Source organism: Agromyces mangrovi (assembly GCF_030296695.1).
In the GTDB taxonomy this organism is placed as follows: Bacteria; Actinomycetota; Actinomycetes; order Actinomycetales; family Microbacteriaceae; genus Agromyces; species Agromyces mangrovi.
Map to the genome: position 1 here is coordinate 1,192,237 of NZ_AP027737.1, position 22,252 is coordinate 1,214,488.

The window sequence follows — 22,252 nt, forward strand, 5'->3', positions numbered from 1 at the left end:
CACGACGCCGAGGCGCACCCAGACGAACGGAGCCGCCCACCCCGACTCGGGGTGGGCGGCTCATCTGTCGTGTCGGGCGGGTCAGCCGGCCGCGGGCGCGGTGTCCTCGATGTCGATGAGGAAGACGAGGGTCTGGCCCGAGAGCTGCTGGCCGGCACCTTCCTCGCCGTAGGCGTAGCGGGGCGGGATCGTGACGATCAGCTGCGTGCCGACCTTCTGGCCGACGAGCGCGGCGCCGAAGCCCTCGATCACGCCGGCGGTGCTGAAGCTGATCGGCTCGCCGCCGTAGCTCTGGTCGAAGACCTCGCCGGTGTCCCAGCTGATGCCCTGGTACTGCACGGTGACCGTGTCGCCCTCGCCGACCTCGGCGCCGTCGCCCTCCTCGAGCACGGCGATGAGCAGGTCGTCCGACGGCTCGGTGTCGGGCAGCGTCACGGTGGGCACGCCGGCGTCGTCGAACGACACGTCGGGCACGTCCTCGGTCCACTCCTGCGGCACGGCCGGCTCGATGCGGTCGACCAGGTCGGTCACGATGACGACGGTGTCGCCGCCCGCGATGCCGATGTCGGGGTTGCCCTCGTCGCCGAAGAGCTCGTCGCTCGGCGCGATGGTGACGGTGCGGGTACCGACCGGCAGGCAGTCGATGCCCGAGAGGAATGCCGGGAAGATCGACCCGTCGGCGACCGTCAGCGTCGCCTCCTGCGAGAACGCGAGCTCGCCGGTGCTGCCCGAGAAGACGGTGATCTGCGCGGTCACGGCGTCGCCGATCTCCGTGGCGTCGCCGTCGCCCTCCTCGACGATGGTGCGCTGGAGCGCATCGGCGTCGAGCGGCACGTCGAACTCGGCGGTCGGCTGCACGCCGAAGTCGCCCGAGACCTCGACCGAGTCGCTCTCGGCACCCGCGGCGACCTCGAGGCAGGCGCCCGCCTCGGTCGTGGCGTCGGGCTCGTCGGGCGTGGACGCGCAGCCGGCGAGCAGCAGTGCGGAGGCGGAGAGCAGTGCGATGGGCGCGGCACGGCGCAGGGTGCGATGCATGGAGGTGCGTCTCGATTCGTCGTGGGTGTGCGTCCAGTCTGGCGGCTCCCGCTTTCAATTGCCTGAATCGGATGCCACTGGTTCACAATGGGGCACATGGGGGAAGCGGCGACGACGCCCGCGTACGCCGAGTCATTCGCCGAGGCGGCGGCCGACTTCGGGGTGCTCGGGCCGCAATTGTGGGAACCGGTCTCGACGGCGACGATCATGCGCACGAGGCCGATGCCGGGCGAGCGCGTGCTCGACGCGTGCTGCGGCGACGGCGCATCGGCGCTGCCTGCGGCCGAGCTCGTCGGCGAGGAGGGGCACGTCGACGCGGTGGATGCCGCCCAGGCGATGATCGACCGACTCGTCACGCGGGCCGGGAGCGACCTGCCCCAGTTGCATCCGCACACCGCCGACGTGCTCGAGTGGGACGCGGACGGCTACGACCTCGTGCAGTGCGTGCTCGGCGTGTTCTTCTTCGACGACCCGCGCGCCGGGGCGGAGCACCTGGTCTCGCTCGCACGCCCCGGAGGCCGCGTCGGGTTCACGATCTGGGCGCCGGGCGCGATCGAGCCGCTCGCGGAGGCGCTGTTCGAGGCGCTCCTGCCGTTCCGGCCCGAGCTGGAGGACCTCGACCTCGCCGACATGTCGCCCGTCATGCGGTCGGCGTCGACGCCGGGCGCGCTCGCGGTGTGGATGGGTGGGCTCGGGCTCACGCAGGTGCGCGCCGACGCGGTGCCTCGCACGCTCGAGCTCTCGCCCGAGCTCGCGTGGGGTTTCGCACGCGGCACCGGCATGCGCGCGCTGTTCGGCGACCTCGGCGCGCGCAAGGTCGAGGAGGTGCGCACGGCGTTCCTCGCGACGATCGCCGAGCGCGAGATCGAGCGCATCGACGCGAGCACGCTGGTCGGGGTGGGCCGCCGCCCCGAGTAGTCAGTGGTACTCCTCGGGTACCGATACCACACGGATGCCTGGAGTGGTACGTTTCTTCCATGGCGACCACGCACTCCTCCACGCTCGGCGACCGCGGGCGCTTCGTGATCCCCGCCGAGCTGCGCGCGCACCAGGGCTGGGAGCAGGGCACGCCGCTGCTGCTCATCGAGACGGAGCGGGGCGTGGTGCTCGCGACGCGCGAGCAGGTGAAGCGGCTGCTGCGGGAACAGCTCTCGGGCCCGAGCCTCGTCGAAGCGCTGCTCGCCGAACGCCGGGCCGCCGCGCTCGCGGAGGACTCGGAGTGACCGTCCTCGATGCCTCGGCGGTGCTCGCGTTCCTCAACGGCGAGGCGGGGGCGGACGTGGTCGAGGCCGATCTCGAGTCCGGCGGATCGATCGGCGCCGCGAACTGGTCCGAGGTCGCACAGAAGGTGACCGATCGCGGCGGCGACTGGGCGCTCGCCCGGGCGCTGCTCGAGAGCTACGACGTGCGGGTCGAGCCGGTCACACAACAGGACGCCGAACACGCGGCGACGCTGTGGCGGCCGGGCTCGGGCCTCTCGCTCGCCGATCGCCTGTGCCTCGCGCTCGGTCGGCGCCTCGGCGCGGAGGTGCTCACCGTCGACACCGCGTGGGGCGCCGACCCGGGCATCCGCCAGCTCCGCTGACTACGCGCCGCCGGTCTCGACCGGGCGGCCGGGAGTGTTCGACCACTGGCTCCACGAGCCGGGGTAGAGGGCCGCGTCGAAGCCGGCGATCGCGAGGGCGGCGACGGCGTGCGCCGCGGTCACGCCCGACCCGCAGTACGCGGCGACGGGTCGCCCGTGCTCGACTCCCAGCGCGGCGTAGCGGTCGCGCAGCACGTCGGCGGGGAGGAACCGGCCGTCGGCGTCGAGGTTGCCGGCGGTGGGGGCGGATGCCGCGCCGGGGATGTGTCCCGCGACCGGATCGACCGGCTCGACCTCGCCGCGATAGCGGGCGGCGGCGCGCGCATCGAGGAGCACGCCGCTCCGCGGCATCCGCTCGGCCCCGTCGATGTCGACCACGGGCAGGTGCCCGTAGCGGGCGGTCGCGTCGCCGGGCGCAGGCTGCGCGTCGCCCGTCTCGAGCGGAAGCCCCGCCGACCGCCACGCCGCGAGCCCGCCGTCGAGCAGTCGCACGTCGGCGACGCCCGCGTGGCGCAGCAGCCACCAGGCGCGCGCGGCAGACTGGTTGCCGAGGTCGTCGTAGGCCACGACGGCGTCACCCGAGCGGATGCCCCAGCGACGCATCGACGCGGTGAACGCGGCCTCGTCGGGCAGCGGATGCCGGCCGTCGGCCGGCTCGTGGTCGGCGCGCGCGAGCTCGGTCTCGAGGTCGACGAACACCGCACCCGGCACGTGCCCGTTGCGGTACGCGGGCCGCCCGTCGGGCTCGGCGAGGCTCCAGCGCACGTCGAGCAGCACCGGCGGCGTCGGCCCGCCCAGCGCCTCGGCGAGCGCGTCCGCCGTGATCGTCACGTCCATCCCCCCATGCTCGCACCCGCCCGTCCCGTGCACCCGGGCACGTGCCAGGCCGACCCCGGCACGTGCCGATCACACCGGCCCGTCGAAATCACGCCGGCACGTGCTGCAACGCGTGCCGGCGCGATTTCGACGGGCCGAACGCGAGGCGAGCGCCGGGTAGGCTGGTCATCCGCGAACGGTGGGGGAGGCCAGATGCTCGTCAGCCTCGGGCTGTTCGCGCTCGTGGCGCTGTTGACCCCCTTCGCCACCCGGCTCCTCGGCCGCCGCGTCTTCCTGGTCATCGCCGTGCTCCCGGCAGCCGTCTTCGCCTGGCTGTGCGCGCAGCTGCCGCTGATCGTCGGCGGCAGCGAGGCGACCGGAACGTCCGGCGAGCTCGTCGAGCAGTTCCGCTGGATCCCCCGACTCGGCATCGAGCTCGGCTTCCGCCTCGACGCGCTCTCACTGCTGCTCGCGCTCGTCGTCACGGGCGTCGGCGCCCTCGTGCTGCTCTACTGCGCCTGGTACTTCCGCGACGACGAGCCGTCGCTCGGGCGCTTCGCATCGCTGCTGCTGCTCTTCGCAGGCGTGATGTTCGGCCTCGTCACCGCCGACGACGTGTTCGCGCTCTTCATCTTCTGGGAGGCGACGAGCGTGCTCTCGTACCTCCTCATCGGCCACTACACGGGCCGCCGCGAGAGTCGCGGTGCGGCGCTCCAGGCGCTCACGGTCACGACCTTCGGCGGGCTCGTCATGCTCGTCGGGCTCGTGCTGCTCGCCGTCGCGGGCGAGACGACGTCGCTCGCGACGCTGCTCGCCACGCCGGTCACGGGCGCCGCCGCCGAGTGGGGCATCGCACTCGTGCTGGTCGGCGCGATCTCGAAGAGCGCACTGGTGCCGTTCCACTTCTGGCTGCCGGCCGCGATGGCCGCCCCGACCCCGGTGAGCGCCTACCTGCACGCGGCCGCCATGGTGAAGGCGGGCGTCTACCTCGTGGCGCGCCTCGCGCCGGGGTACGCAGACCTCTCGGTGTGGCATCCGATCGTCATCGGACTCGGCGTGCTCACCATGCTGGTCGGCGGCTGGCGTGCGCTGCGGCAGTACGACCTGAAGCTGCTGCTCGCGTACGGCACGGTCAGCCAGCTCGGCTTCATGATCGTGGTCGTCGGGTTCGGCACACGGGATGCGGCGCTGGCCGGCGTCGCGCTGCTGCTCGCGCACGCGCTGTTCAAGTCGACGCTGTTCCTCGTGGTGGGCATCGTCGACCACGCCGCCGGCACCCGCGACTGGCGCGAGCTGTCGGGGGTCGGCAGGCGGATGCCCGTGCTCGCGACGTTCGCCGGCCTCGCGGCCGCATCGATGGCCGGGCTCCCCCGCTCGTCGGGTTCGTGGCGAAGGAGGCCGTGTTCGAGGCGTTCCTCGAGGGCGTCTCGCACGGCGAGGCGTGGGCGTGGCTCGCGCTCGTCGGGGTGGTCGTCGGCTCGATCCTCACCGTCGCGTACACGGTGCGATTCTTCTGGGGCGCGTTCTGGCGCCGCGCCGAGACCGCTGACACGCCCCTGCACGACGAGGGCGCGGGCATCCTCGTCTCCCCCGTCGTGCTGTCGACGGCCGGCGTGGTCGCGGCGTTCACGATCGCCGCGATCGAGCCGCTGCTCACCGCGTACGCCGACGAGTTGCCCGGCCCGCAGGAGTACCACCTCGCGCTCTGGCACGGGTTCGGTCCGCCGCTGGCGATCTCCGCACTGGTGTTCGGCGTCGGCGCGCTGCTCGTGTGGCTGCGCCGTCCGGTCGCCCGGTTCCAGGCCTCGACCCCGGAGTGGTTCGACGCGGCGCGCGAGTACCTCTCGATCGTGCGCAGCATCGACCGGTTCGCCGCGTCGCTCACCATGTTCATCCAGCGCCGCGGCCTGCCCGGGTACGTCGCGGTCATCGTGCTCGTGCTCATCGCCGGCCTCGGCACCGGTCTGCTGCTGAACGGCGCCTGGCCCGACGAGGTGCGCGCGTGGGACTTCCCCGCGCAGCCGTTCATCGCGGCCGTCATGGCCGTCGCCGCGATCGCCGCGGCCGTCGCGAGTCACCGGGTCACCGCGATCCTCCTCGTCGGGGTCACCGGGTACGGCCTCGTGATGCTGTTCGGCATGTCGGGCGCGCCCGACCTCGCGCTCACCCAGGCGCTCGTGGAGTCGCTCACGCTCGTGGCGTTCGTGCTCGTGCTGCGCCGCCTGCCGAAGCAGATCGCGCAGCACAACCCGCCGGTGCGACGTCGCTTCCGCGCGATCATCGGCGTGCTCGCAGGCTTGGCGATGGGCGTCGTCGGCCTCGTCGCGCTCGGCGCGCGCATCCAGCCGTCGATCTCGGGCGGGCTGCCCGAGCTCGCGCTCGAGGCGCACGGCAAGAACATCGTGAACGTCATGCTCGTCGACATCCGCGCGTGGGACACGCTCGGCGAGATCTCCGTGCTCGTCGCCGTCGCGACCGGCGTCGCGAGCCTCATCTTCGTCAGCGGCCGCACGGGCGCCGCCCCTCGCCTCGACTCGTCGGCCGGGCGCCGCGAGCGCGTGCAGCCGATCGTCGAGCAGTCGAACGTGCGCGACGACCGCGCGACGAGCCGCCAGGCGTGGTTGCTCGCGGGCCGCACGCTCGGGCCGCGCAACCGCTCGATCCTGATCGAGGTGCTGGTGCGACTGCTCTTCCACCCCGCGATCATCGTGTCGATCTACCTGCTGTTCGCCGGCCACAACGCCCCCGGCGGCGGATTCGCGGGCGGGCTCCTCGCAGGCCTCGCGCTCGTCGCGCGCTACCTCGCGGCCGGCCGCTACGAGCTCGGCGAGGCGGTGCCGGTCGACGCGGGCAAGCTGCTCGGCTTCGGCCTGCTGCTCGCCGCGGGCACGGCCACCGCTCCGCTGCTGTTCGGCTCGACCGTGTTCGCCTCGAGCTGGTTCGAGTGGCACGTGCCCGTGCTCGGCGAGATCTCGTTCGGCACCTCGACGTTCTTCGACATCGGCGTCTACCTCGTCGTGGTCGCGCTGGTGCTCGACATCCTGCGCTCGCTGGGCGCCGAGGTCGACCGCCACCGCGAGGAGGGCATCGACACCGCCGACGGGAACGACCCGGATGACGGGACCGACGGCGACGAGGCATCCGACGCCGCCGACGACACCGCCGCCACCGCACCCGTGGACGCCACGACGACCCCCGGGGAGGCCCGCCCGTGACCGGCTCGCTCACCCTCGTCGCGCTCGTCGCCGTCATGTTCGGCGCCGGCATCTACGTGATGCTCGAACGCAGCCTCACCCGCGTGCTCATCGGGTTCCTGCTCGTCGGCAACGCCGTGAACCTGCTCATCTACGTCATGTCGGGCGCGCCCGGCCTCGCCCCCGTGCTGTACGACGGCGTCGACCCCGACGAGATCAGCGACCCGCTGCCGCAGGTGTTCATGCTCACCGCGATCGTGATCAACCTCGGCATCACCGCGTTCATGCTCGCGCTCATCTACCGGTCGTGGTGGCTCGCCCGGCTGGGCGACCGCGGCGACCTGGTCGACGACGACCGCGACGAGCGCGAGTCGGGCGAGGGCGCGGCAGACGTGGCGCGCAGCTCGCGGCTCGACGACACGGCCATCCTCGAGATCCTCGACCAGAGCGACGAGGAGTACGAGGAGCGCGCCTCCGGGGCATCCGCTCGCTCCGACCGAACCGACCGGACCGACCGCACCGACCGGGGAGGTGGCCGCCGATGACCGCCCTCGTGCCCCTCGTCGTGCTGCTCCCTCTGCTGGGCGCGGCCGCCACGCTCGTGCTCGGCCGCAACCGACGCGTGCAGCTGTGGCTCAGCGTCGCCGTGCTCGCGGCGGTCGCGGTCATCGCGAGCGTGCTGCTGTTCGCGGTCGACGCGACCCGCGGCCTCGTCGTCTACATCGGCGACTGGGATGCCCCCTTCGGCATCACCCTCGTCGTCGATCGCCTCTCGGCCATCCTGCTCGTGATCTCGGCGATCATGCTGCTCGGCGTGCTCGTGTACTCGGTGGGGCAGGGCGTCGCCGACCGCCACCGCGAGACGCCGGTGTCGATCTTCTACCCCACCTACCTGATCCTCGCGGCGGGCATCTGCAACGCGTTCATCGCGGGCGACCTGTTCAACCTGTACGTCGGGTTCGAGATCCTGCTGTCGGCCAGCTACGTGCTGCTGACGCTCGGCGGCACGGGCGAGCGCATCCGCGCGGGCGTCACGTACATCGTGGTGAGCCTCGTCTCGTCGCTGTTCTTCCTCGGCGCGATCGCGCTCATCTACGGCGCGACCGGCACGGCGAACATCGCCCAGCTCTCGGTGCGCATCGCCGAGCTGCCGCAGGACGTCCAGCTGCTGCTGCACCTCGCGCTGATCACGGCGTTCGGCATCAAGGCGGCGGTGTTCCCGCTGTCGTTCTGGCTGCCCGACTCGTACCCGACCGCGCCCGCGCCGGTCACCGCGGTGTTCGCGGGCCTGCTCACCAAGGTCGGCGTCTACGCGCTCATCCGGTCGGAGATGACGATCTTCGCCGAGAACGACCTGACCACCATGTATCTCGTGCTGGGCGGACTCACGATGCTCGTCGGCATCCTGGGCGCACTCGCGCAGGCCGACATCAAGCGTCTGCTGTCGTTCACGCTCGTCTCGCACATCGGGTACATGCTGTTCGGCATCGGCCTGGCCTCGGAGCTCGGCATCGCCGCGACGGTCTACTACGTCGTGCACCACATCACGGTGCAGACCGCGCTGTTCCTCACCACGGGGCTCATCGAGCGCGTCGGAGGCGCGACCTCGGTCAACCAGCTGTCGGGCCTGCTCGCCGCATCGCCGTTCGTCGCGATCCTGTTCTTCATCCCCGCGCTGAACCTCGGCGGCATCCCGCCGTTCTCGGGCTTCATCGGCAAGGTGGGCCTGTTCCTCGGCGGGGCCGAGGTCGCGGGCTCGGGCGAGGGGCCGGCGCCGTGGGTGATCTGGGCGGTCATCGGCGCCGGGGCGGCGACCTCGCTGCTCACGCTCTACGCCCTCACCCGATTCTGGAACCTCGCGTTCTGGCGCGGCCGCGACGAGCTCGAGGGCTACGAGTCGTTCCTCGTCGAGTCGATGCAGGAGGCGCCCGAGGGCGCGACCGTCACCGAGACCCGCACCGCGCCCGTGCTGATGCTCGCGGCCACGGTCGGCCTGGTCGCGTTCAGCCTGCTGCTCACGGTGCTCGCGGGGCCGCTGTTCGACCTCAGCAGCCGGGCGGCGACGAACCTGCTCGACCCGGCCGTCTACGTGAACCTGGTCTTCCCCGGGGGCATCCGATGAGCCCGGCTCGCGACATCTCGCCCTGGCGCTCGCTCTGGCGGCAGCTGCCGCTGCTGGTGCTGCTCGTCGCACTCTGGCTGTTCCTCTGGGACGAGGTCACTGTGATGTCGGTCGTCACCGGCGTGCTGCTCGCGATCCTCGTCACCCGCGTGTTCTACCTGCCCCCGGTGCTGCTGTCGGGCCGGTTCAACCCGTGGCGGGGCCTGCTGCTCGGCCTGCGCATGATCGTCGACGTCGCGACCGCGTCGATCGAGGTGGCGTTCCGGGCCGTGAACCCGCGGTACACGCCGACGAACGCGATCATCGCCGTGCAACTGCACACCCACTCCGACCTCGTCATGACGCTCACCGCCGAGGCGATCACGGTCGTGCCGGGCACCGTCGTGGTCGACGTCGACCGCGAACGCGCCGTGCTGTACCTGCACGCGCTCGGCACGGTCACCGACGAGGACGTCGAGCGCACCAGGCGCCACGTGCTCGGCACCGAGGAGCGCATCGTGCTCGCCGTCGGCACCCACGAGGAGGCCGAGTCGGTGCGCGCAGAGCGACGGGCCAGGCGGATGCAGCGGGGCGGCGGCGTGCACGGCGGCGCGCCCGACGGGCTGACCGGGCTGAGCTCCGACGAGGTGTCGGCCGGCGACATCCAGCGCCGCGACGGCGCGCACCGCGACGATCCGCGCGGCGACGGTGGGGAGGGCACCCGATGAGCCTCCTCACCCTGGTGGTCGTGGTCATCGCCGGCACCATGTTCGGCATCGGCGCGATCTGCGCGGTGTGGCGCATCATCCGCGGGCCGTCCATTCTCGACCGCGCGCTCGCGGCCGACGTGCTGCTCGCGATCTCGATGTGCGCCCTCGGCGCCGAGATGGCCGTGAACCAGCACACCGACACGCTCGTGGTGCTGCTCGTCCTGGCGATGTTCGCGGTGCTCGGTTCGATCGCCATCGCGCGGTTCATGGCCAAGGAGGACGACTCGTGAGCGCCGCATCCGTCTCCCTGCTCGCCGCCGCGCCCGGCCTCGTGCCCGCGGAGGCCATGCCACTGCTGCCCGAGGACCTCTCGGTGCGCGACGTGCTCGCCGGCGTGCTGATCGTGCTCGGCGCGTTCCTGTCGATGGCCGCCGGCGTCGGCATCGTCCGCTTCCCCGACGTGCTCTCGCGCCTGCACGCGGGCACGAAGCCCCAGGTGCTGGGCCTCGTCGCGGTGCTCGCGGCGATCCTGCTCGAGGTGCCGAGCTGGGGCGTGCTCACCACCATCGTGCTCATCCTCACGTTCCAGCTGCTCACGCAGCCGATGACCGCGCACATGCTCGGCCGGGCCGCGTACCGCACCGACCACGTGCGCCGCGACCTGCTCATCGACGATGAGCTGGCCGACGACATCGCGCGGCGCGAGCGGGCGGCGTCGCGGCGGGGCCCGGAGCGCAGCGGTGCGTCCGACGCCGACGGGGAGTGACCTCCCTCGATTACCGCATGTGCATGTAGAAGGTGGTCCAGTCGGTGTCGAGGAGCTCGCGGAATCGGGACCACGCGGCCGGATCTCCCGAGACGACCGTCGGTCCGTCCGGCTCGGCGAGCTGTGCGGACGTGGCCTCGATGACGACGTCGTTGCCGTCGCCGATGCCGTCCTGCACATGGAGGACTCGGTTGCGGACGCGCACCGTCACCTCCGCGCCGGAGTCCGCATCGCGGATGCCGATCGCGAGGTCCACACCCTTCGCCCGGTCGGCGTCGAGCTGGTAGCGCCAGCCGCGCACCGTGTCGACGACGGACTTGTCGACCGACATCATCGCGCCGTAGGCGGCGAGCACCTGACCCGGATCCATGGCGCCCTCGAGCTCGAGCGCGCCGGTGAGGTACCACGAGCGTGCGATCGGGTTGAGCTCCTGGTAGCCCCTCGCGCGCAGGGCCGCCGCCTTGACGAGCCGCGCGTCCTCGTTGTCGGGGTCGGCGCGCAACGCGATCTGCGCGAGCTCGGCGGCCAGCTGGTGGTCGCCCGCAGCGTGGTCGGCCTTCGCGGCATCCAGCACCGCGTCGACGCCGCCCATGAGCTCTGCGAGGCGCTTGGCCTTGTGCGCGGGGGGCGACGGCAGCATGTCGGTCGAATCGCCGGTGAACCAGCTCACCCACCCGGTGAAGAACTCCGGCACGGAGGTGAACGGGGTGCCGTACATCGGCACCGTGTAGGGGGCGTCCCACAGCTCCTCGGGCAGGTCCTTCAGCGCGTGCTGCAGCTCGACCGGCGTGTAGCCCTTGTTGATGAGGCGCACGGACTGGTCCCACAGGTACTTGGTGGCGTCGACGTACTTGCCCACGTGCTCGGCGATATCGTCCTTGCCCTGGATCGGGCGGATGTGGGAGCCGACCAGCCACTCCGGACGGATCTCGAGCACCGTGTTGAGCGCGCCGATGTAGTTGTCGGGGACGCGCGGCTTCGAGCCGCGGATGGTGTGCATGTTCGGGATGCCGGTGAAGAACTCGTCGGCGATCGCGATCATGTCGAACTCGGGCAGGTAGAGGCCGAACTCGCTGATCGCCTCGCCGCCGGTGTAGAACACGCGGACCTCGAGCCCGGCGATCTGCAGGGTGGCGTCGCCGGAGAGCATCTTCGTCGGCGGGATGAAGCCGGGCGCACCGCCGATCGGGAGCGTACCGATGCCGTGGTGGTGCCGGTCGTCGGGGCTGAGGAACGCGCCGCCGTAGTAGCCGGCGCCCATCGCCTGCCGCTGGAGGATCTCACCGAACTCGTCGGCCATCTCGGCGCGGAAGTTCTGCCAGGCGTACACGTCGACCTCGCCGGCCGCGACGGCGGCGGGGTCGACGATCGCAGACGCACCGTTGTAGTGGTCAGTGTGGTGGTGGGAGTAGAAGATCGCCTTCACCGGCTTGTCGGAGACCTTCGCGATCTCGGCGGCGATCACCTCACCCGCGTCGAGGTTCACTCCGGTGTCGTAGACGATGAGCCCGTCGGGCCCTTCGATGATCGTGCTGTTTCCCAGCAGGCCCGCGGGGCAGTACACCGTCCAGACCGGCAGCTCACCGCACCGGTACGTGCCCTGCTGCTCGACGGTCAGTCGGCGATGCTCCAGGAAGTAGTCCGGGAATGATCGTTCGACATCGTACGGATTCACCATGCGTCCCCCTCGGACCGACTGCGACATCACGAACCTAGCCGTCGGCGGCGGCGCGACTCAATGGCTCGCCGGTGGCGTCGAGGTGAACGCGGACGAGTGCGGCACGGCGTCGCGGGCGGGCGGGCCGCCGCCCCAGGCTCCGACGGGCCCTGACACGCCACCCGAACGGCGGTACGGTGAACGTGTTCCACGCACCGGATGGGGGATCCGAGATGGGCACGCACGTCAACGTCGACAACTTCGCGGTCGCGGAGACCGCCAGGATGTTCCACGACCTGCAGCGCGACGCCGGGGGAGTCAACCGGCTGCTGCACCACCGCGCGCCGGCGCCGATCGACCAGCAGACCGTGATCCGCATGAACCGCGACACGCTCTACAGCTTCGTCGTCGTCGACGTCTCGGGTGGGGCGACACTGACACTGCCGGATGCCGGTGGGCGGTACCTGTCTGCGATGGTGGTGACGACCGAGCACTACATCCCGAGGATCTTCCACGACCCCGGCGAGTACCGGCTCGACGCGGAACTCGCCCGCGCGTCGCACTGCTTCGTGGCCGTGCGCACGCTCGTCGACCCGAACGATCCCGACGACATCGCCGCGGTCGGCGCCTTGCAGGACGCGATCGGGCTGGACGCGGCATCCGCCGAGCCCTTCACCTCGGAGGAGTACGACACTGCGAGCCTCGACGCGACGCGCAACGCGCTGCTGCAGCTCGCGGCGGGCATCAGCGGGTTCGAGCGCACGTTCGGCTCGCGCAAGAAGGTCGACCCGGTGCGGCACCTCATCGGCACGGCGGCCGGGTGGGGCGGGCTGCCGTCGCACGAGGCGTCGTACATCGGCGTCGCGCCCGCAGAGGCGACGGGCACCTTCTCGCTGCGCATGGCCGACGTGCCGGTCGACGCGTTCTGGTCGATCTCGGTGTACGACGCGAAGGGGTTCTTCGTGCCGAACGAGAGCGGCCGCTACACCGTGAACAGCGTCACCGGCGTGCCCGACGACGACGGCGCGATCACCGTGCACTTCGTGCACGACGACGCGGTGCGCGACCTGCCGAACGCCATCCCCATTCCCGAGGGCTGGAACTTCATCGTGCGGCTCTACCGCCCGCGGCCGGAGTACTTCGACGGGGCGTGGACGCTGCCCGACCTGACGCCGGTGCTGCGCTGAGTACCTGTCCTCGTTCGCCTGATTCCGCGAGTCGTCATGAAGTGCCGCAATGCCGGCGGCGGTTTCAGGGGTGAGTGCAACGCCTCGTTGCCTGGGAGGCTGGGATGGGGTCGCATTCGTCGTTGCAGGTTCGTGCGGTGGCGTTGGGGTTGTTGCTGGATGGTCTGAGTTCGCCTGCTGTTGCGGGAAGGCTCGGGATCGGGTCGCGGCAGGTTCCGCGGTGGGCGATGCTGGCCGGCGTGGAGTTGGCGAAAGGGCGCCATGGTGGCGCGGTTGCGGCGCGTGGCCTTACCGGGGCCGGTGTCGGGCATGGGCGCCGGTTGTCGGCGACGGATCGGGCGGTGATCCAGGTCGGGTTGTCGCGTGGGCTGTCGCGGCGTGCGATCGCGGCGATGATCGGGGTCGCACCGTCGACAGTGTCGCGTGAGGTCGCCCGGTCGGCGCTGCGGTACCGGAGCGAGGTGTTGTACGACGCGCGGGTCGCGGACCATCGCGCGCGAGCGCAGCGCGCCCGCCCGAAGGCCCGGAAGCTGGACCTGCACCCGGCGCTGCGGTCCGCGGTCGTGGACGGGCTGAACGCGAAGTTCTCACCGCAGCAGGTCGCGGGAAGGATGCCGGTGCTGTTCCCGACGCGGGAGGATATGCGGGTGTCGCACGAGACGATCTACCAAGCCCTGTACGTCCAGGGTCGTGGCGGGTTGCGGCACGAACTGACCGTGCAGAAAGCGCTGCGCACCGGCCGGACCGGTCGCAAGCCGCAGTCCAAACTCCCCGCCCGTTCGAACCGGCCCTGGCTGGACGGGGCTCGGATCACGGACCGGCCCGCGGAAGCCGCCGACCGGGCGGTCCCGGGGCACTGGGAAGGCGACCTCGTGGTCGGCCCCGGGAACTCCGGCATCGTCACCCTCGTCGAACGACAGACCCGGTTCGTGCTGCTCGGCAGGCTGCCCGGGACCCGCGACAGCCGTACCGTGACCGACGTGCTCGCCGGCATGATCAGCCACCTGCCCACCGACCTGGCCCGCACGATCACCTGGGACCAAGGCAGCGAGATGGCCGAGCACGCCCGGCTCACGATCCGCACCGGAGTCCACGTGTTCTTCTGCGACCCGCACGCACCCTGGCAACGCGGCAGCAACGAGAACACCAACGGCCTCATCCGCGACTTCTACCCCAAGGGCACGAACTTCAACACCATCACCGACACCGACCTCACCGAAACGCAACGCCTCCTGAACATCCGCCCACGACAGACCCTCGGCTTCCACACCCCAGCTGAGAAACTGGACCAACTACTCACGGTGTTGCACTGACACCCTGAAACCACCGGCAACCATTCCGACACTTCATGACGACTCGGGAGGAGGGCCGGCGGGTGTCGGCCGGGTGCGAGAGGGTGGAGGGGTGACGACCGCCACCACCACCCGCGACGACGCCCGTGAGATCCTGCGTACGCTCGTCGGCCGCGACGACGCCGACTTCCACGAGGGCCAGTTCGAGGCGATCGCGACCCTGGTCGACGACCGGCGCCGGGCGCTCGTCGTGCAGCGCACGGGGTGGGGCAAGTCCGCGGTGTACTTCGTCGCGACGCTGCTGCGGCGTCGGCAGGGCGCCGGGCCGACCGTGCTCGTCTCGCCGCTGCTGGCGCTCATGCGCGACCAGATCGCGGCCGCCGAGCGGGCCGGCGTGCGCGCCGTGGCGATCAACTCGACCAACGCGCACGAGTGGGGCGACGTGCTCGCCGCCCTCGACCGCGACGAGGTCGACGTGCTGCTCGTCTCCCCCGAGCGCCTCAACAACCCGTCGTTCCGCGACGAGCGCCTGCCCGTGCTCGTGCGCCGCATGGGCATGCTCGTCGTCGACGAGGCGCACTGCATCAGCGACTGGGGCCACGACTTCCGGCCCGACTACCGGCGGCTGGCCGAGCTCATCGCGCAACTGCCCGACGACGTGCCGGTGCTCGCGACCACGGCGACCGCGAACAGCCGGGTGGTGACGGATGTCGCGGAGCAGCTCGAGCACGCCGCCGACGGGCGTTCGGTGGAGGTCGTGACGATCCGGGGCCGCTGGCGCGGGCATCCCTGCGCCTCGGGGTCCTGCGGCTGCCCGAGGCGCGCGGCCGGCTGGGCTGGCTGCTCAGCCACCTCGACGACCTGCCCGGCTCGGGCATCATCTACGCCCTCACGGTGAGCGCCGCGAACGACACGGCACGGATGCTGCGGGACGCCGGGCACGAGGTGCGCGCCTACACGGGGCAGACCGATCCGGCCGAGCGCGAGGAGTCGGAGCGCCTGCTGAAGGAGAACCGGGTCAAGGCGCTCGTGGCGACCTCCGCACTCGGCATGGGGTTCGACAAGCCCGACCTCGGCTTCGTCGTGCACCTGGGTGCGCCGTCGTCGCCGGTGGCGTACTACCAGCAGGTGGGGCGCGCCGGCCGTGCGACCGAGAACGCCGACGTGCTGCTCATGCCCGGCCGCGAGGACCCCGACATCTGGCACCACTTCGCGACCGCCGCGATGCCGACCGAGGAACGCGCGTCGCGTGTGATCGCGGCCCTGTCGCCCGACGACCCGCTGTCGACGCCCGCGCTCGAGTCGATCGTCGACATCCGCCGCTCGCCGCTCGAGCTGCTGCTGAAGGTGCTCGACGTCGACGGTGCCGTGCGACGCGTGCGCGGCGGCTGGGTGTCGACCGGCCAGCAGTGGGTGTACGACGCCGACCGGTACGACCGCATCGCCGCCGAGCGGCGGGCCGAGCAGCAGCACATGATCGACTACGAGCGCACCGACGGCTGCCGCATGGAGTTCCTGCAGCGCTCGCTCGACGACGCGACGGCCGCACCGTGCGGGCGGTGCGACAACTGCACCGAGCCGTGGTTCCCGACGGCCATCGACGACTCGGCGGCCGAGACCGCGGCGGCCTCGCTCGACCGGGTCGGCGTGCCGATCGAGCCGCGCGCCCAGTGGCCCACCGGCGCCGACCGGCTCGGCGTACCCGTGAAGGGGCGCATCGCGCCCGACGAGCGCGCCGCGGAGGGCCGGGCGCTCGCCCGCCTCACCGACCTCGGCTGGGGCGGGGCGCTGCGCGAGGTGTTCGCCGAGTCGGCACCGGATGCCCCGGTCAGCGGCGCCCTCCGCGACGCGGTCGTGCGGGTGCTCGCCGACTGGCCGTGGGAGGCCCGACCGGTTGCGGTGGTCTCGATGCCCGCGCGGCGCCGGCCGCTGCTCGTCGAGTCGCTCGCGCGCGGCCTCGCCGAGGTCGGCCGGCTCCCCTACCTCGGCGCGCTCGGCCTGGTCGACGGCGGCCCGACCGGGGATGCCGGCGGCAACAGCGCCTACCGGCTGGCGGGGGTGTGGGGGCGCTTCGAGGCATCCGCCCTCGACCTGCCCGACGGGCCCGTGCTGCTCGTCGACGACCTCGCCGACAGCCGGTGGACCCTCACGGTCGCCGCGCGCGAGTTGCGACGGGCCGGGGCGAGCGCGGTGCTGCCGTTCGCGCTGGCGCTCCGGGGGTAGGCCCGGGCGGGGGCTACGCGGCCCCGCGCACGCGGTCGGTGCGGGCGAGGAAGCTCGCGGTCACGATGTTCACGATGCAGAGCACCGCGGCGCCGACCATGACGAGCGTGTTGCCCTGCACGGCGCCGATGAACGTGTCGATGCCCTGCACGATGACCATGACGACCGCGATCGCGAGCAGCGCCGCATCGGCCGGGAAGAGCGGCACGATGAGCGCCACGACCACGATGGCGACGCTGCGCGAGGCCGCGTAGAGCGCGTCGGCGTCCTCGAGGCCGCCCGCGATCACGGCCGTGACCGAGTACCAGACGCTGACGGATGCGCTGAGGAGCACGACCGCGAAGCAGATCCAGTACGCGGCGCGGCGGCGCGGTGGCTGGCGGGTGCTGGCGGTGCCGGGGGCGGTCATGCCTCACACACTGGCCGGGTCGAGCGGGGCGGTCAAGGGCGCGCGCGGGAATTCGGGGCATCCGCTCTGCGCTTGTGTTGTGTGTGAAGCACATCGGATTCCTCTCGTTCGGACACTGGCAGCCGTCGCCCCAGTCGGGCACGCGCTCCGCAGGCGACGCCCTGCTGCAGTCGATCGACCTCGCGGTCGCAGCGGAGGAGCTCGGCGCCGACGGCGCGTACTTCCGCGTGCACCACTTCGCCCGGCAGCTCGCGAGCCCGTTCCCCCTGCTCGCGGCGATCGGCGCGCGCACGAGCCGCATCGAGATCGGCACGGGCGTGATCGACATGCGGTACGAGAACCCGCTCTACATGGCGGAGGACGCCGGCGCCGCCGACCTCATCTCGGGCGGGCGGCTGCAGCTCGGCGTGAGCCGCGGGTCACCCGAGCAGGTCATCGACGGGTACCGGTACTTCGGCTACGAGGCGCCCGAGGGCAAGACGATGTCCGACGTGGCGCGCGAGCAGACCGAGGTGTTCCTCAAGGTCATCGAGGGTGCGCGCTTCGCCGAGCCCAACCCGCGGCCGATGTTCGCCAACCCGTACCCCGGCCCGCTGCCGATCGAGCCGCAGTCGCCGGGCCTGCGCGAGCGGATCTGGTGGGGTGCCGGGTCGGATGCCACGGCGGTCTGGGCCGCCGAGCGCGGCATGCACCTCATGAGCTCGACGCTCAAGGAGGACGAGTCGGGCGAGCCGCTGCACGTGCAGCAGCGGAAGCAGATCGAGCGCTACCGGGCCGCCTGGGCGGAGGCGGGCCACCTGCGCGAGCCGCGCGTCTCGGTGAGCCGGTCGATCTTCCCGATCGTCGACGACCGCGATCGCGCGTACTTCGTGGGCGGCGGCGAGACGAGCGACCAGTTCGGCGCGATCGACGGCTACCGCGCGGTGTTCGGGCGCAGCTACTCCGACGAGCCCGACCGCTTGGTCGAGCAGCTCCGCGCCGACGAGGCGATCGAGGCGGCCGACACGCTGCTGCTCACCGTGCCCACGCAGCTCGGCGTCGACTACAACGCGCACGTGCTCGAGTCGGTGCTGACGCACGTGGCGCCGGCGCTCGGCTGGCGCTGATCGTCTCCGCGGAGGCCGCCCGCGCGGAGACCCGCCAGACGATCACCCCGCGAACCGGACGAATGCGCGCAACTGCCGCGGTGCAACGTCGTGCGCCTCGGCGAACCCGAGCGACTCGTAGAACGCCCGCTGGCCCGGCTCGTCGTCGGTGAGGAGCACGTGCTGCCGCACGTCACCGAACGGCGCGAACGCGGCCGCGACCAGGCGCGACCCGAGCCCGGTGCGCCGGTGGTCGGGGTGCACGAGCACGTCCTGCAGGTACGCGATGGTCGCTCCGTCGCCGATGATGCGGGCGAGCCCGACGAGCCGAACGCCGTCCCATGCCGTGACGACGCGACGCGATCCTGCGAGGGCGGCGAGCAGCGTCTCCGGCGTGCGAGTGTACGCCGACCAGCCCACCGCGTCGTAGAGCGCGACGAGCGCCTCGATCCGGGGCATCCGGTCGTCGCGCACCTCGGGCGACACCGGCATCTCGGGTGGTGATCCGGGCTCGCCCATGCAGCCGACAGTACCGCGAGGCGTCGCGCGGCGGATGCCCCGTTGAACAGCGCTTTTCAGGAGCCGCCCGGCGCCCGGCTGCGGAATCCAGCGCGAAGCGCGCCCCGCACGGCCGATCCGGCCGGATTCCGGCCCGGCGCGCACCATCCGTGCGCGGCCGCCGGGCCGGCTCCTGAAAAGCGACGCCCTACTGGGCGAACGCGGAGTAGGGCCAGGTGATCGCGGCGAGCGTCGCCTGACCGGCGATGCTCGGGTGGAAGTAGTCGAACGTCGAGATGTGCGACGAGGTGAACTGGTAGTCCGCGACCGTGTAGTCGTCGAAGGTGCACCGGTCCAGCGCCGCGCAGATCGCGGCGAGCTCGTCGTTGTACTCGTCGACGCGCGCCTGCACGGCATCGCGTCGCTCCTCGCTCGCGGTGGTCGTCGAGGTCGGGTTCTGCAGCATCGACTGGCACACGCTGCCGATCGACCAGATGAACCTCGCCCAGCCGTTGTCCTTGCTGAGCGCCCACATGCGCTTCAGGTTCGGCACCGTCGTCAGCAGGATCTCGGCGTCGGGCCGCGCATCGGCGAACGCGGCGAGCGCACCGGAGACGCTCGCGGCGTACGCACCCGTCGACGTCATCGCGCCCACCGTGTCGGTGCATGCGTCGTTCGCGCCGATCTGCACGGTCAGGTAGTCGGCCTCGGCCGCGATCGCCTGGTTCACCTGCGCGGCGAGGCCCGATGCCTGCGCGCCGACCACGGCCGCGTTGACGGCCACGAGATCGGATGCCCCGGCTGCGCGCAACCGGGTCGCATGCGACTGCACGGTCGACGAGGTGCCCGTCGACCAGCTGTGCTGCGGGTACGCGCCGCTGCCGTCGGCGTCGTACGCGACCGTGATCGAGTCGCCGACGCCGACGATGACCGACGGGAGGTTCGCCGGGTCGGTGCCCGGGGTGGTGGGCGGCGGGCTCGTCTCGGTCGGGGGAGGCGTGGTCTCCGTCGGAGGCGGCGTCGTCTCCGTGGGCGGGGGCGTCGTCTCCGTGGGCGGCGGCGACGACGGCGGCGGGCTGGTGGTCGTGGGGGGCGGAGTCGTCGTGCTCGGCGGCGGCGTGCTGGTCGCCGTCGGGGTCGGCTTGTTCTTGCCCTTGCCTCCTCCGCCGCCCTTGCCCTCGGGCGGTGCGCCGAGCGCGGGGCTCGCGATGAGGCCGACCGCGATCACGGCCGAGATGACGACGGCGACGGCTGCGGGAGCGCCGGCCGGACGATGACGGGACATCGGTCCTCCGTTGGACGAATGCGAACGTTCGATCCGGGACGACCCGGCACGTGGTGCGTCGGCTGTGCGCGTCCGACAGCGGGCGGCGAGCGCGTCAGCGGGCCGCGACACGCGCGCCCACGCGGCACGCTAGTCCTGCCGCAGGACGGCGACAACACCCCAGTTCGCGGGGCGAGCCTCCCTCAGCTCTCCCGGCGCGCCCGCAGGTCGGGCAGCAGGGCACGCAGCGAGCGCCCTCGCATCGCGCTCGTCCACACGCCCCAGCCGTAGGCGAGGTCGTCGAGCCGGCGCGCGATGCCGAACCGCACGGGGTCGAGCCGCGGGCGGGTGCGCGCGTACTCCCACGCGGCGTCGGCGATCGCCGCGACCACGACCGCCCGGCGGAGGCGGCGCGACACCAGGCATCCGATCGCCGTGAGCGGCCACCAGTGCCGCAGCAGCAGCGCGAAGCCCTGCGCCAGTGCGCCGACGAGACCGTAGCCGGTGAGCCGCACCCCGAGCCGGTACGGATGCCGCACGCCCGACGCCCGACGCGCGATGCGCACGGCCGTGACCGCGCCGATGCCGGCCACCACCGGCACCGACCACCGTCGCTGCGCGAGCAGCACGCCGAGCGATGCCGCGGCCCACGGCGCGAGCACGGCGGGCGCGATGTCGTCGGGGTGACGAGTACCGAGCGGGTGCGCGCCGGTGCCGTAGAACGCCTTGCGCCCGAGCCAGGCGCGCAGCGTCGTGCGGTGCTCGTGGCGCACCACCGCGGCGGGCTCGAACCGCACGCGCCGGCCCTGCTCGACGAGGCGCCAGACGAGGTCCACGTCCTCCCCCACGCGCATCGACTCGTCGAACCCGCTCCCGAGCGCGTCGACTCGCGCGACCAGGCACGTGCTCGACACCCAGGAAACCGGCGAGCGCGGCCGCACGCTCGCAGCGTCGTCGCCGAGGTCGAGCGACGAGCGGGCGTCCTCGTAGCGGGTGATCCAGTTCGGGCGATCGGTCTCGAGGCCGAGCACCCGCGGCGCGGCCATCGCGAGGGCCGGGTCGGCGAAGTGCCGCAGCAGCAGTTCGAGAGCGGATGCCTCCGCCACGACGTCGGAGTCGATGAACGCGACGAACGGGGTGTCGACCCGCGCGAGGCCGGCGTTGCGCGCACCCGCGGGGCCGACGTTCGCGCCGAGCGCCACCACTTCGGCACCGTGCCGCGCGCCGACCGCTGCGGTGGCGACCGGGTCGTCGGAGGCGTCGTCGACGACGAGCGCGCGCACTTCGCCCGCGAGCCCGCCCAGCAGCCGGTCGAGCTGGCGCGGGCGGTCGCGCACCGGGATCACCACCGTGAGGGCGTCGAGCGACGCCGCGGGGAGTGCCGCGACGACGGGGTCGGCGAGCCCGGTGGCGAGCAGGTGCTCGGCGAGCGCACGGCTCGTCGCGTCCTCGACCACGAGGTCGCGGCCGCGCAGGCGACCGCGTGCCGCCGGTTTCAGGCGCGCGATGCGCGTCGGCGCGCCGCCCACGAGCACCGCGCCGTCTTCGAGCACGCGGGTGTGGCGGTTGAGGCGCACGGTGAATCCGTCGGGCAGCCGGGTCGTCGGCATCAGGTGTCCGCCGGCCCGTCGTGCGGGGTCGCGTCGGCCCCGGCGGCGACGCCCCGGCGCCCCGTCGGCACGAGGCATCCGCGCCCGTCGACCTGCCCGCCGGCGATGCGCGCCCACGCCTCGTCGACCATGCCGGCCAGCAGCCGCTCCCCTCGGCGGCGTTGGCCCCCGCGGGGTCGCCGAGCACCCCGTTCGGCGCGACCTGCCGCACGCCGCCCGAGCGCAATGCGGGCATGAGGTCGGCGAGTGATGCGGTACTGCCCGGCTCGGCTCGCGCCGCGCGCACGAGGTCGGGCGCGATCGCGAGCACGAGCGACGTCTCGACCCGGCCCGCGTGCGCGTCGCCCGCGCCCGGCGGGTCGAGCATCTCGGTCGCCGGCGTGCACGGCAGCCACGACACCGGCCGCTCCTCGTCGATCAGCACCGGCACCGCGGTCGCGAGCGCCTCGACGTTGCCGCCGTGGCCGTTCACGAGCACGATGCGCCCGGCCCATCCGCTCATCGACCGCCCCAGTTCGAGCAGCGCGAACGTCAGCGCCTGCGTGCCGATCGACGACGTGCCGGGGAAGTCCTGGTGCTCGCCGCTCGCCCCGTACGCGAGCGCGGGTGCGACCAGCGCCTCGACGCCGTCGGCACGCGCCCGGGCGACCACGCCGTCGACCACAGCGGATGCCACGAGGGTGTCGGTGCCGAACGGCAGGTGCGGTCCGTGCTGCTCGGTCGAGCCGACCGGCACGACGACGAGCGGCCGGTCGATCGCCGTCCACACGGCGTCGCCGAGCGCGCCCGACCGCGCCCGGCCGCCCCTCACCATGCCGAC

At 72.5% G+C, this 22,252-nt stretch carries 19 protein-coding genes and 3 pseudogenes; 13 read left to right on the forward strand and 9 right to left on the reverse strand.

Annotated features, from left to right (window positions below; translation table 11 throughout):
• Positions 1–81: 81 nt before the first annotated feature.
• On the reverse strand, positions 82–1,035 hold the full coding sequence (locus tag QUE38_RS05640) for an FKBP-type peptidyl-prolyl cis-trans isomerase (protein ID WP_286310625.1): 954 nt from the start codon (positions 1,033–1,035) through the stop codon (positions 82–84).
• A gap of 96 nt (positions 1,036–1,131) precedes the next feature.
• On the opposite strand from QUE38_RS05640, the gene QUE38_RS05645 reads away from it, so the two are divergent.
• Genes QUE38_RS05645 through QUE38_RS05655 form a run of 3 tightly spaced genes read left to right on the forward strand, consistent with a single transcriptional unit; the run spans position 1,132 to position 2,620 of the window.
• Positions 1,132–1,953 carry a class I SAM-dependent methyltransferase gene (locus QUE38_RS05645; protein WP_286310626.1) on the forward strand — a complete coding sequence of 274 codons (822 nt, stop codon included), beginning with the start codon at positions 1,132–1,134 and terminating at the stop codon, positions 1,951–1,953.
• 59 nt (positions 1,954–2,012) lie between these two features.
• On the forward strand, positions 2,013–2,258 hold the full coding sequence (locus QUE38_RS05650) for an AbrB/MazE/SpoVT family DNA-binding domain-containing protein (RefSeq protein ID WP_286310627.1): 246 nt from the start codon (positions 2,013–2,015) through the stop codon (positions 2,256–2,258).
• A complete protein-coding gene (locus QUE38_RS05655) occupies positions 2,255–2,620 on the forward strand; it encodes a type II toxin-antitoxin system VapC family toxin (RefSeq protein WP_286310628.1) in 366 nt (121 codons plus the stop codon). The genes QUE38_RS05650 and QUE38_RS05655 overlap by 4 nt, the downstream gene beginning before the upstream one ends.
• Here the strand turns inward: QUE38_RS05655 and QUE38_RS05660 are convergent, their stop codons facing one another.
• Positions 2,621–3,457: a sulfurtransferase gene (locus QUE38_RS05660; protein ID WP_286310629.1), complete on the reverse strand. Its 837-nt coding sequence runs from the start codon at positions 3,455–3,457 to the stop codon at positions 2,621–2,623.
• A 192-nt stretch (positions 3,458–3,649) separates the two neighbouring features.
• On the opposite strand from QUE38_RS05660, the pseudogene QUE38_RS17845 reads away from it, so the two are divergent.
• The 6 genes and pseudogenes from QUE38_RS17845 to mnhG all read left to right on the forward strand — a co-directional run bounded on the left by QUE38_RS17845 (position 3,650) and on the right by mnhG (position 10,207).
• Positions 3,650–6,651: pseudogene (locus QUE38_RS17845) on the forward strand (Na+/H+ antiporter subunit A).
• Positions 6,648–7,175, forward strand: a complete 528-nt coding sequence (locus tag QUE38_RS05670; RefSeq protein WP_286310630.1) for a sodium:proton antiporter — start codon at positions 6,648–6,650, stop codon at positions 7,173–7,175. Before QUE38_RS17845 ends, QUE38_RS05670 begins: the two are co-directional and overlap by 4 nt.
• The gene (locus QUE38_RS05675) at positions 7,172–8,752 is read left to right on the forward strand and encodes a Na+/H+ antiporter subunit D (RefSeq protein WP_286310631.1); all 1,581 of its coding nucleotides are present in this window, start codon (positions 7,172–7,174) and stop codon (positions 8,750–8,752) included. The genes QUE38_RS05670 and QUE38_RS05675 overlap by 4 nt, the downstream gene beginning before the upstream one ends.
• Complete coding sequence (locus QUE38_RS05680) at positions 8,749–9,459, forward strand: Na+/H+ antiporter subunit E (RefSeq protein ID WP_286310632.1); 711 nt, start codon at positions 8,749–8,751, stop codon at positions 9,457–9,459. Before QUE38_RS05675 ends, QUE38_RS05680 begins: the two co-directional genes overlap by 4 nt.
• Positions 9,456–9,731: a monovalent cation/H+ antiporter complex subunit F gene (locus tag QUE38_RS05685; protein ID WP_286310633.1), complete on the forward strand. Its 276-nt coding sequence runs from the start codon at positions 9,456–9,458 to the stop codon at positions 9,729–9,731. The genes QUE38_RS05680 and QUE38_RS05685 overlap by 4 nt, the downstream gene beginning before the upstream one ends.
• Positions 9,728–10,207 (forward strand): monovalent cation/H(+) antiporter subunit G, encoded by a 480-nt coding sequence (gene mnhG, locus QUE38_RS05690; RefSeq protein WP_286310634.1) that lies wholly within the window; start codon positions 9,728–9,730, stop codon positions 10,205–10,207. Before QUE38_RS05685 ends, mnhG begins: the two co-directional genes overlap by 4 nt.
• 10 nt (positions 10,208–10,217) lie before the next feature.
• Here mnhG and QUE38_RS05695 read toward each other — a convergent pair whose 3' ends face one another.
• Entirely contained in the window at positions 10,218–11,885 is a 1,668-nt protein-coding gene (locus tag QUE38_RS05695; protein ID WP_286310635.1) for an alkyl sulfatase dimerization domain-containing protein, read from the reverse strand.
• A 212-nt stretch (positions 11,886–12,097) separates the two neighbouring features.
• On the opposite strand from QUE38_RS05695, the gene QUE38_RS05700 reads away from it, so the two are divergent.
• The 3 genes and pseudogenes from QUE38_RS05700 to QUE38_RS05710 all read left to right on the forward strand — a co-directional run bounded on the left by QUE38_RS05700 (position 12,098) and on the right by QUE38_RS05710 (position 16,566).
• Entirely contained in the window at positions 12,098–13,051 is a 954-nt protein-coding gene (locus QUE38_RS05700; protein WP_286310636.1) for a DUF1214 domain-containing protein, read from the forward strand.
• Between the two features lie 104 nt (positions 13,052–13,155).
• The gene (locus QUE38_RS05705; protein WP_286309038.1) at positions 13,156–14,364 is read left to right on the forward strand and encodes an IS30 family transposase; all 1,209 of its coding nucleotides are present in this window, start codon (positions 13,156–13,158) and stop codon (positions 14,362–14,364) included.
• Positions 14,365–14,455: 91 nt separating this feature from the next.
• Positions 14,456–16,566 (forward strand): annotated as a pseudogene (locus QUE38_RS05710) (DEAD/DEAH box helicase).
• 13 nt (positions 16,567–16,579) lie between these two features.
• On the opposite strand, the gene QUE38_RS05715 reads toward QUE38_RS05710, so the two are convergent.
• The gene (locus QUE38_RS05715) at positions 16,580–16,975 is read right to left on the reverse strand and encodes a hypothetical protein (protein ID WP_286310637.1); all 396 of its coding nucleotides are present in this window, start codon (positions 16,973–16,975) and stop codon (positions 16,580–16,582) included.
• An 83-nt stretch (positions 16,976–17,058) separates the two neighbouring features.
• Between QUE38_RS05715 and QUE38_RS05720 the strand changes: the two genes are divergently transcribed.
• The gene (locus QUE38_RS05720) at positions 17,059–18,081 is read left to right on the forward strand and encodes an LLM class flavin-dependent oxidoreductase (RefSeq protein ID WP_286310638.1); all 1,023 of its coding nucleotides are present in this window, start codon (positions 17,059–17,061) and stop codon (positions 18,079–18,081) included.
• A 42-nt stretch (positions 18,082–18,123) separates the two neighbouring features.
• On the opposite strand, the gene QUE38_RS05725 is transcribed toward QUE38_RS05720, so the two are convergent.
• From QUE38_RS05725 to mftE, 5 genes and pseudogenes are all read right to left on the reverse strand, one after another.
• The gene (locus QUE38_RS05725; RefSeq protein WP_433996945.1) at positions 18,124–18,579 is read right to left on the reverse strand and encodes a GNAT family N-acetyltransferase; all 456 of its coding nucleotides are present in this window, start codon (positions 18,577–18,579) and stop codon (positions 18,124–18,126) included.
• A 187-nt stretch (positions 18,580–18,766) separates the two neighbouring features.
• On the reverse strand, positions 18,767–19,843 hold the full coding sequence (locus QUE38_RS05730; RefSeq protein ID WP_286310639.1) for a GDSL-type esterase/lipase family protein: 1,077 nt from the start codon (positions 19,841–19,843) through the stop codon (positions 18,767–18,769).
• 182 nt (positions 19,844–20,025) lie between these two features.
• Positions 20,026–21,432, reverse strand: coding sequence for a mycofactocin biosynthesis glycosyltransferase MftF (mftF, locus tag QUE38_RS05735; RefSeq protein ID WP_286310640.1), 1,407 nt, complete (start codon positions 21,430–21,432; stop codon positions 20,026–20,028).
• Entirely contained in the window at positions 21,432–21,563 is a 132-nt protein-coding gene (locus tag QUE38_RS05740) for a hypothetical protein (protein WP_286310641.1), read from the reverse strand. The genes mftF and QUE38_RS05740 overlap by 1 nt, the downstream gene beginning before the upstream one ends.
• Positions 21,564–21,628: 65 nt before the next feature.
• Positions 21,629–22,246 (reverse strand): annotated as a pseudogene (gene mftE / locus QUE38_RS17470) (mycofactocin biosynthesis peptidyl-dipeptidase MftE); the annotation flags it as partial.
• Positions 22,247–22,252: the final 6 nt, after the last annotated feature.

Excerpts from the sequence above, each read along its gene's own strand:
- mftF (WP_286310640.1), bottom strand. The coding sequence starts at position 21,432 with ATGCCGACGACCCGGCTGCCCGACGGATTCACCGTGCGCCTCAACCGC.
- QUE38_RS05725 (WP_433996945.1), bottom strand. The coding sequence starts at position 18,579 with ATGGGCGAGCCCGGATCACCACCCGAGATGCCGGTGTCGCCCGAGGTG.
- QUE38_RS05700 (WP_286310636.1), top strand. The coding sequence starts at position 12,098 with ATGGGCACGCACGTCAACGTCGACAACTTCGCGGTCGCGGAGACCGCC.
- QUE38_RS05695 (WP_286310635.1), bottom strand. The coding sequence starts at position 11,885 with ATGGTGAATCCGTACGATGTCGAACGATCATTCCCGGACTACTTCCTG.
- QUE38_RS05650 (WP_286310627.1), top strand. The coding sequence starts at position 2,013 with ATGGCGACCACGCACTCCTCCACGCTCGGCGACCGCGGGCGCTTCGTG.
- QUE38_RS05685 (WP_286310633.1), top strand. The coding sequence starts at position 9,456 with ATGAGCCTCCTCACCCTGGTGGTCGTGGTCATCGCCGGCACCATGTTC.
- QUE38_RS05705 (WP_286309038.1), top strand. The coding sequence starts at position 13,156 with ATGGGGTCGCATTCGTCGTTGCAGGTTCGTGCGGTGGCGTTGGGGTTG.
- QUE38_RS05730 (WP_286310639.1), bottom strand. The coding sequence starts at position 19,843 with ATGTCCCGTCATCGTCCGGCCGGCGCTCCCGCAGCCGTCGCCGTCGTC.
- QUE38_RS05680 (WP_286310632.1), top strand. The coding sequence starts at position 8,749 with ATGAGCCCGGCTCGCGACATCTCGCCCTGGCGCTCGCTCTGGCGGCAG.
- QUE38_RS05740 (WP_286310641.1), bottom strand. The coding sequence starts at position 21,563 with ATGGTCGACGAGGCGTGGGCGCGCATCGCCGGCGGGCAGGTCGACGGG.
- QUE38_RS05645 (WP_286310626.1), top strand. The coding sequence starts at position 1,132 with ATGGGGGAAGCGGCGACGACGCCCGCGTACGCCGAGTCATTCGCCGAG.
- QUE38_RS05715 (WP_286310637.1), bottom strand. The coding sequence starts at position 16,975 with ATGACCGCCCCCGGCACCGCCAGCACCCGCCAGCCACCGCGCCGCCGC.
- QUE38_RS05660 (WP_286310629.1), bottom strand. The coding sequence starts at position 3,457 with ATGGACGTGACGATCACGGCGGACGCGCTCGCCGAGGCGCTGGGCGGG.
- QUE38_RS05675 (WP_286310631.1), top strand. The coding sequence starts at position 7,172 with ATGACCGCCCTCGTGCCCCTCGTCGTGCTGCTCCCTCTGCTGGGCGCG.
- QUE38_RS05640 (WP_286310625.1), bottom strand. The coding sequence starts at position 1,035 with ATGCATCGCACCCTGCGCCGTGCCGCGCCCATCGCACTGCTCTCCGCC.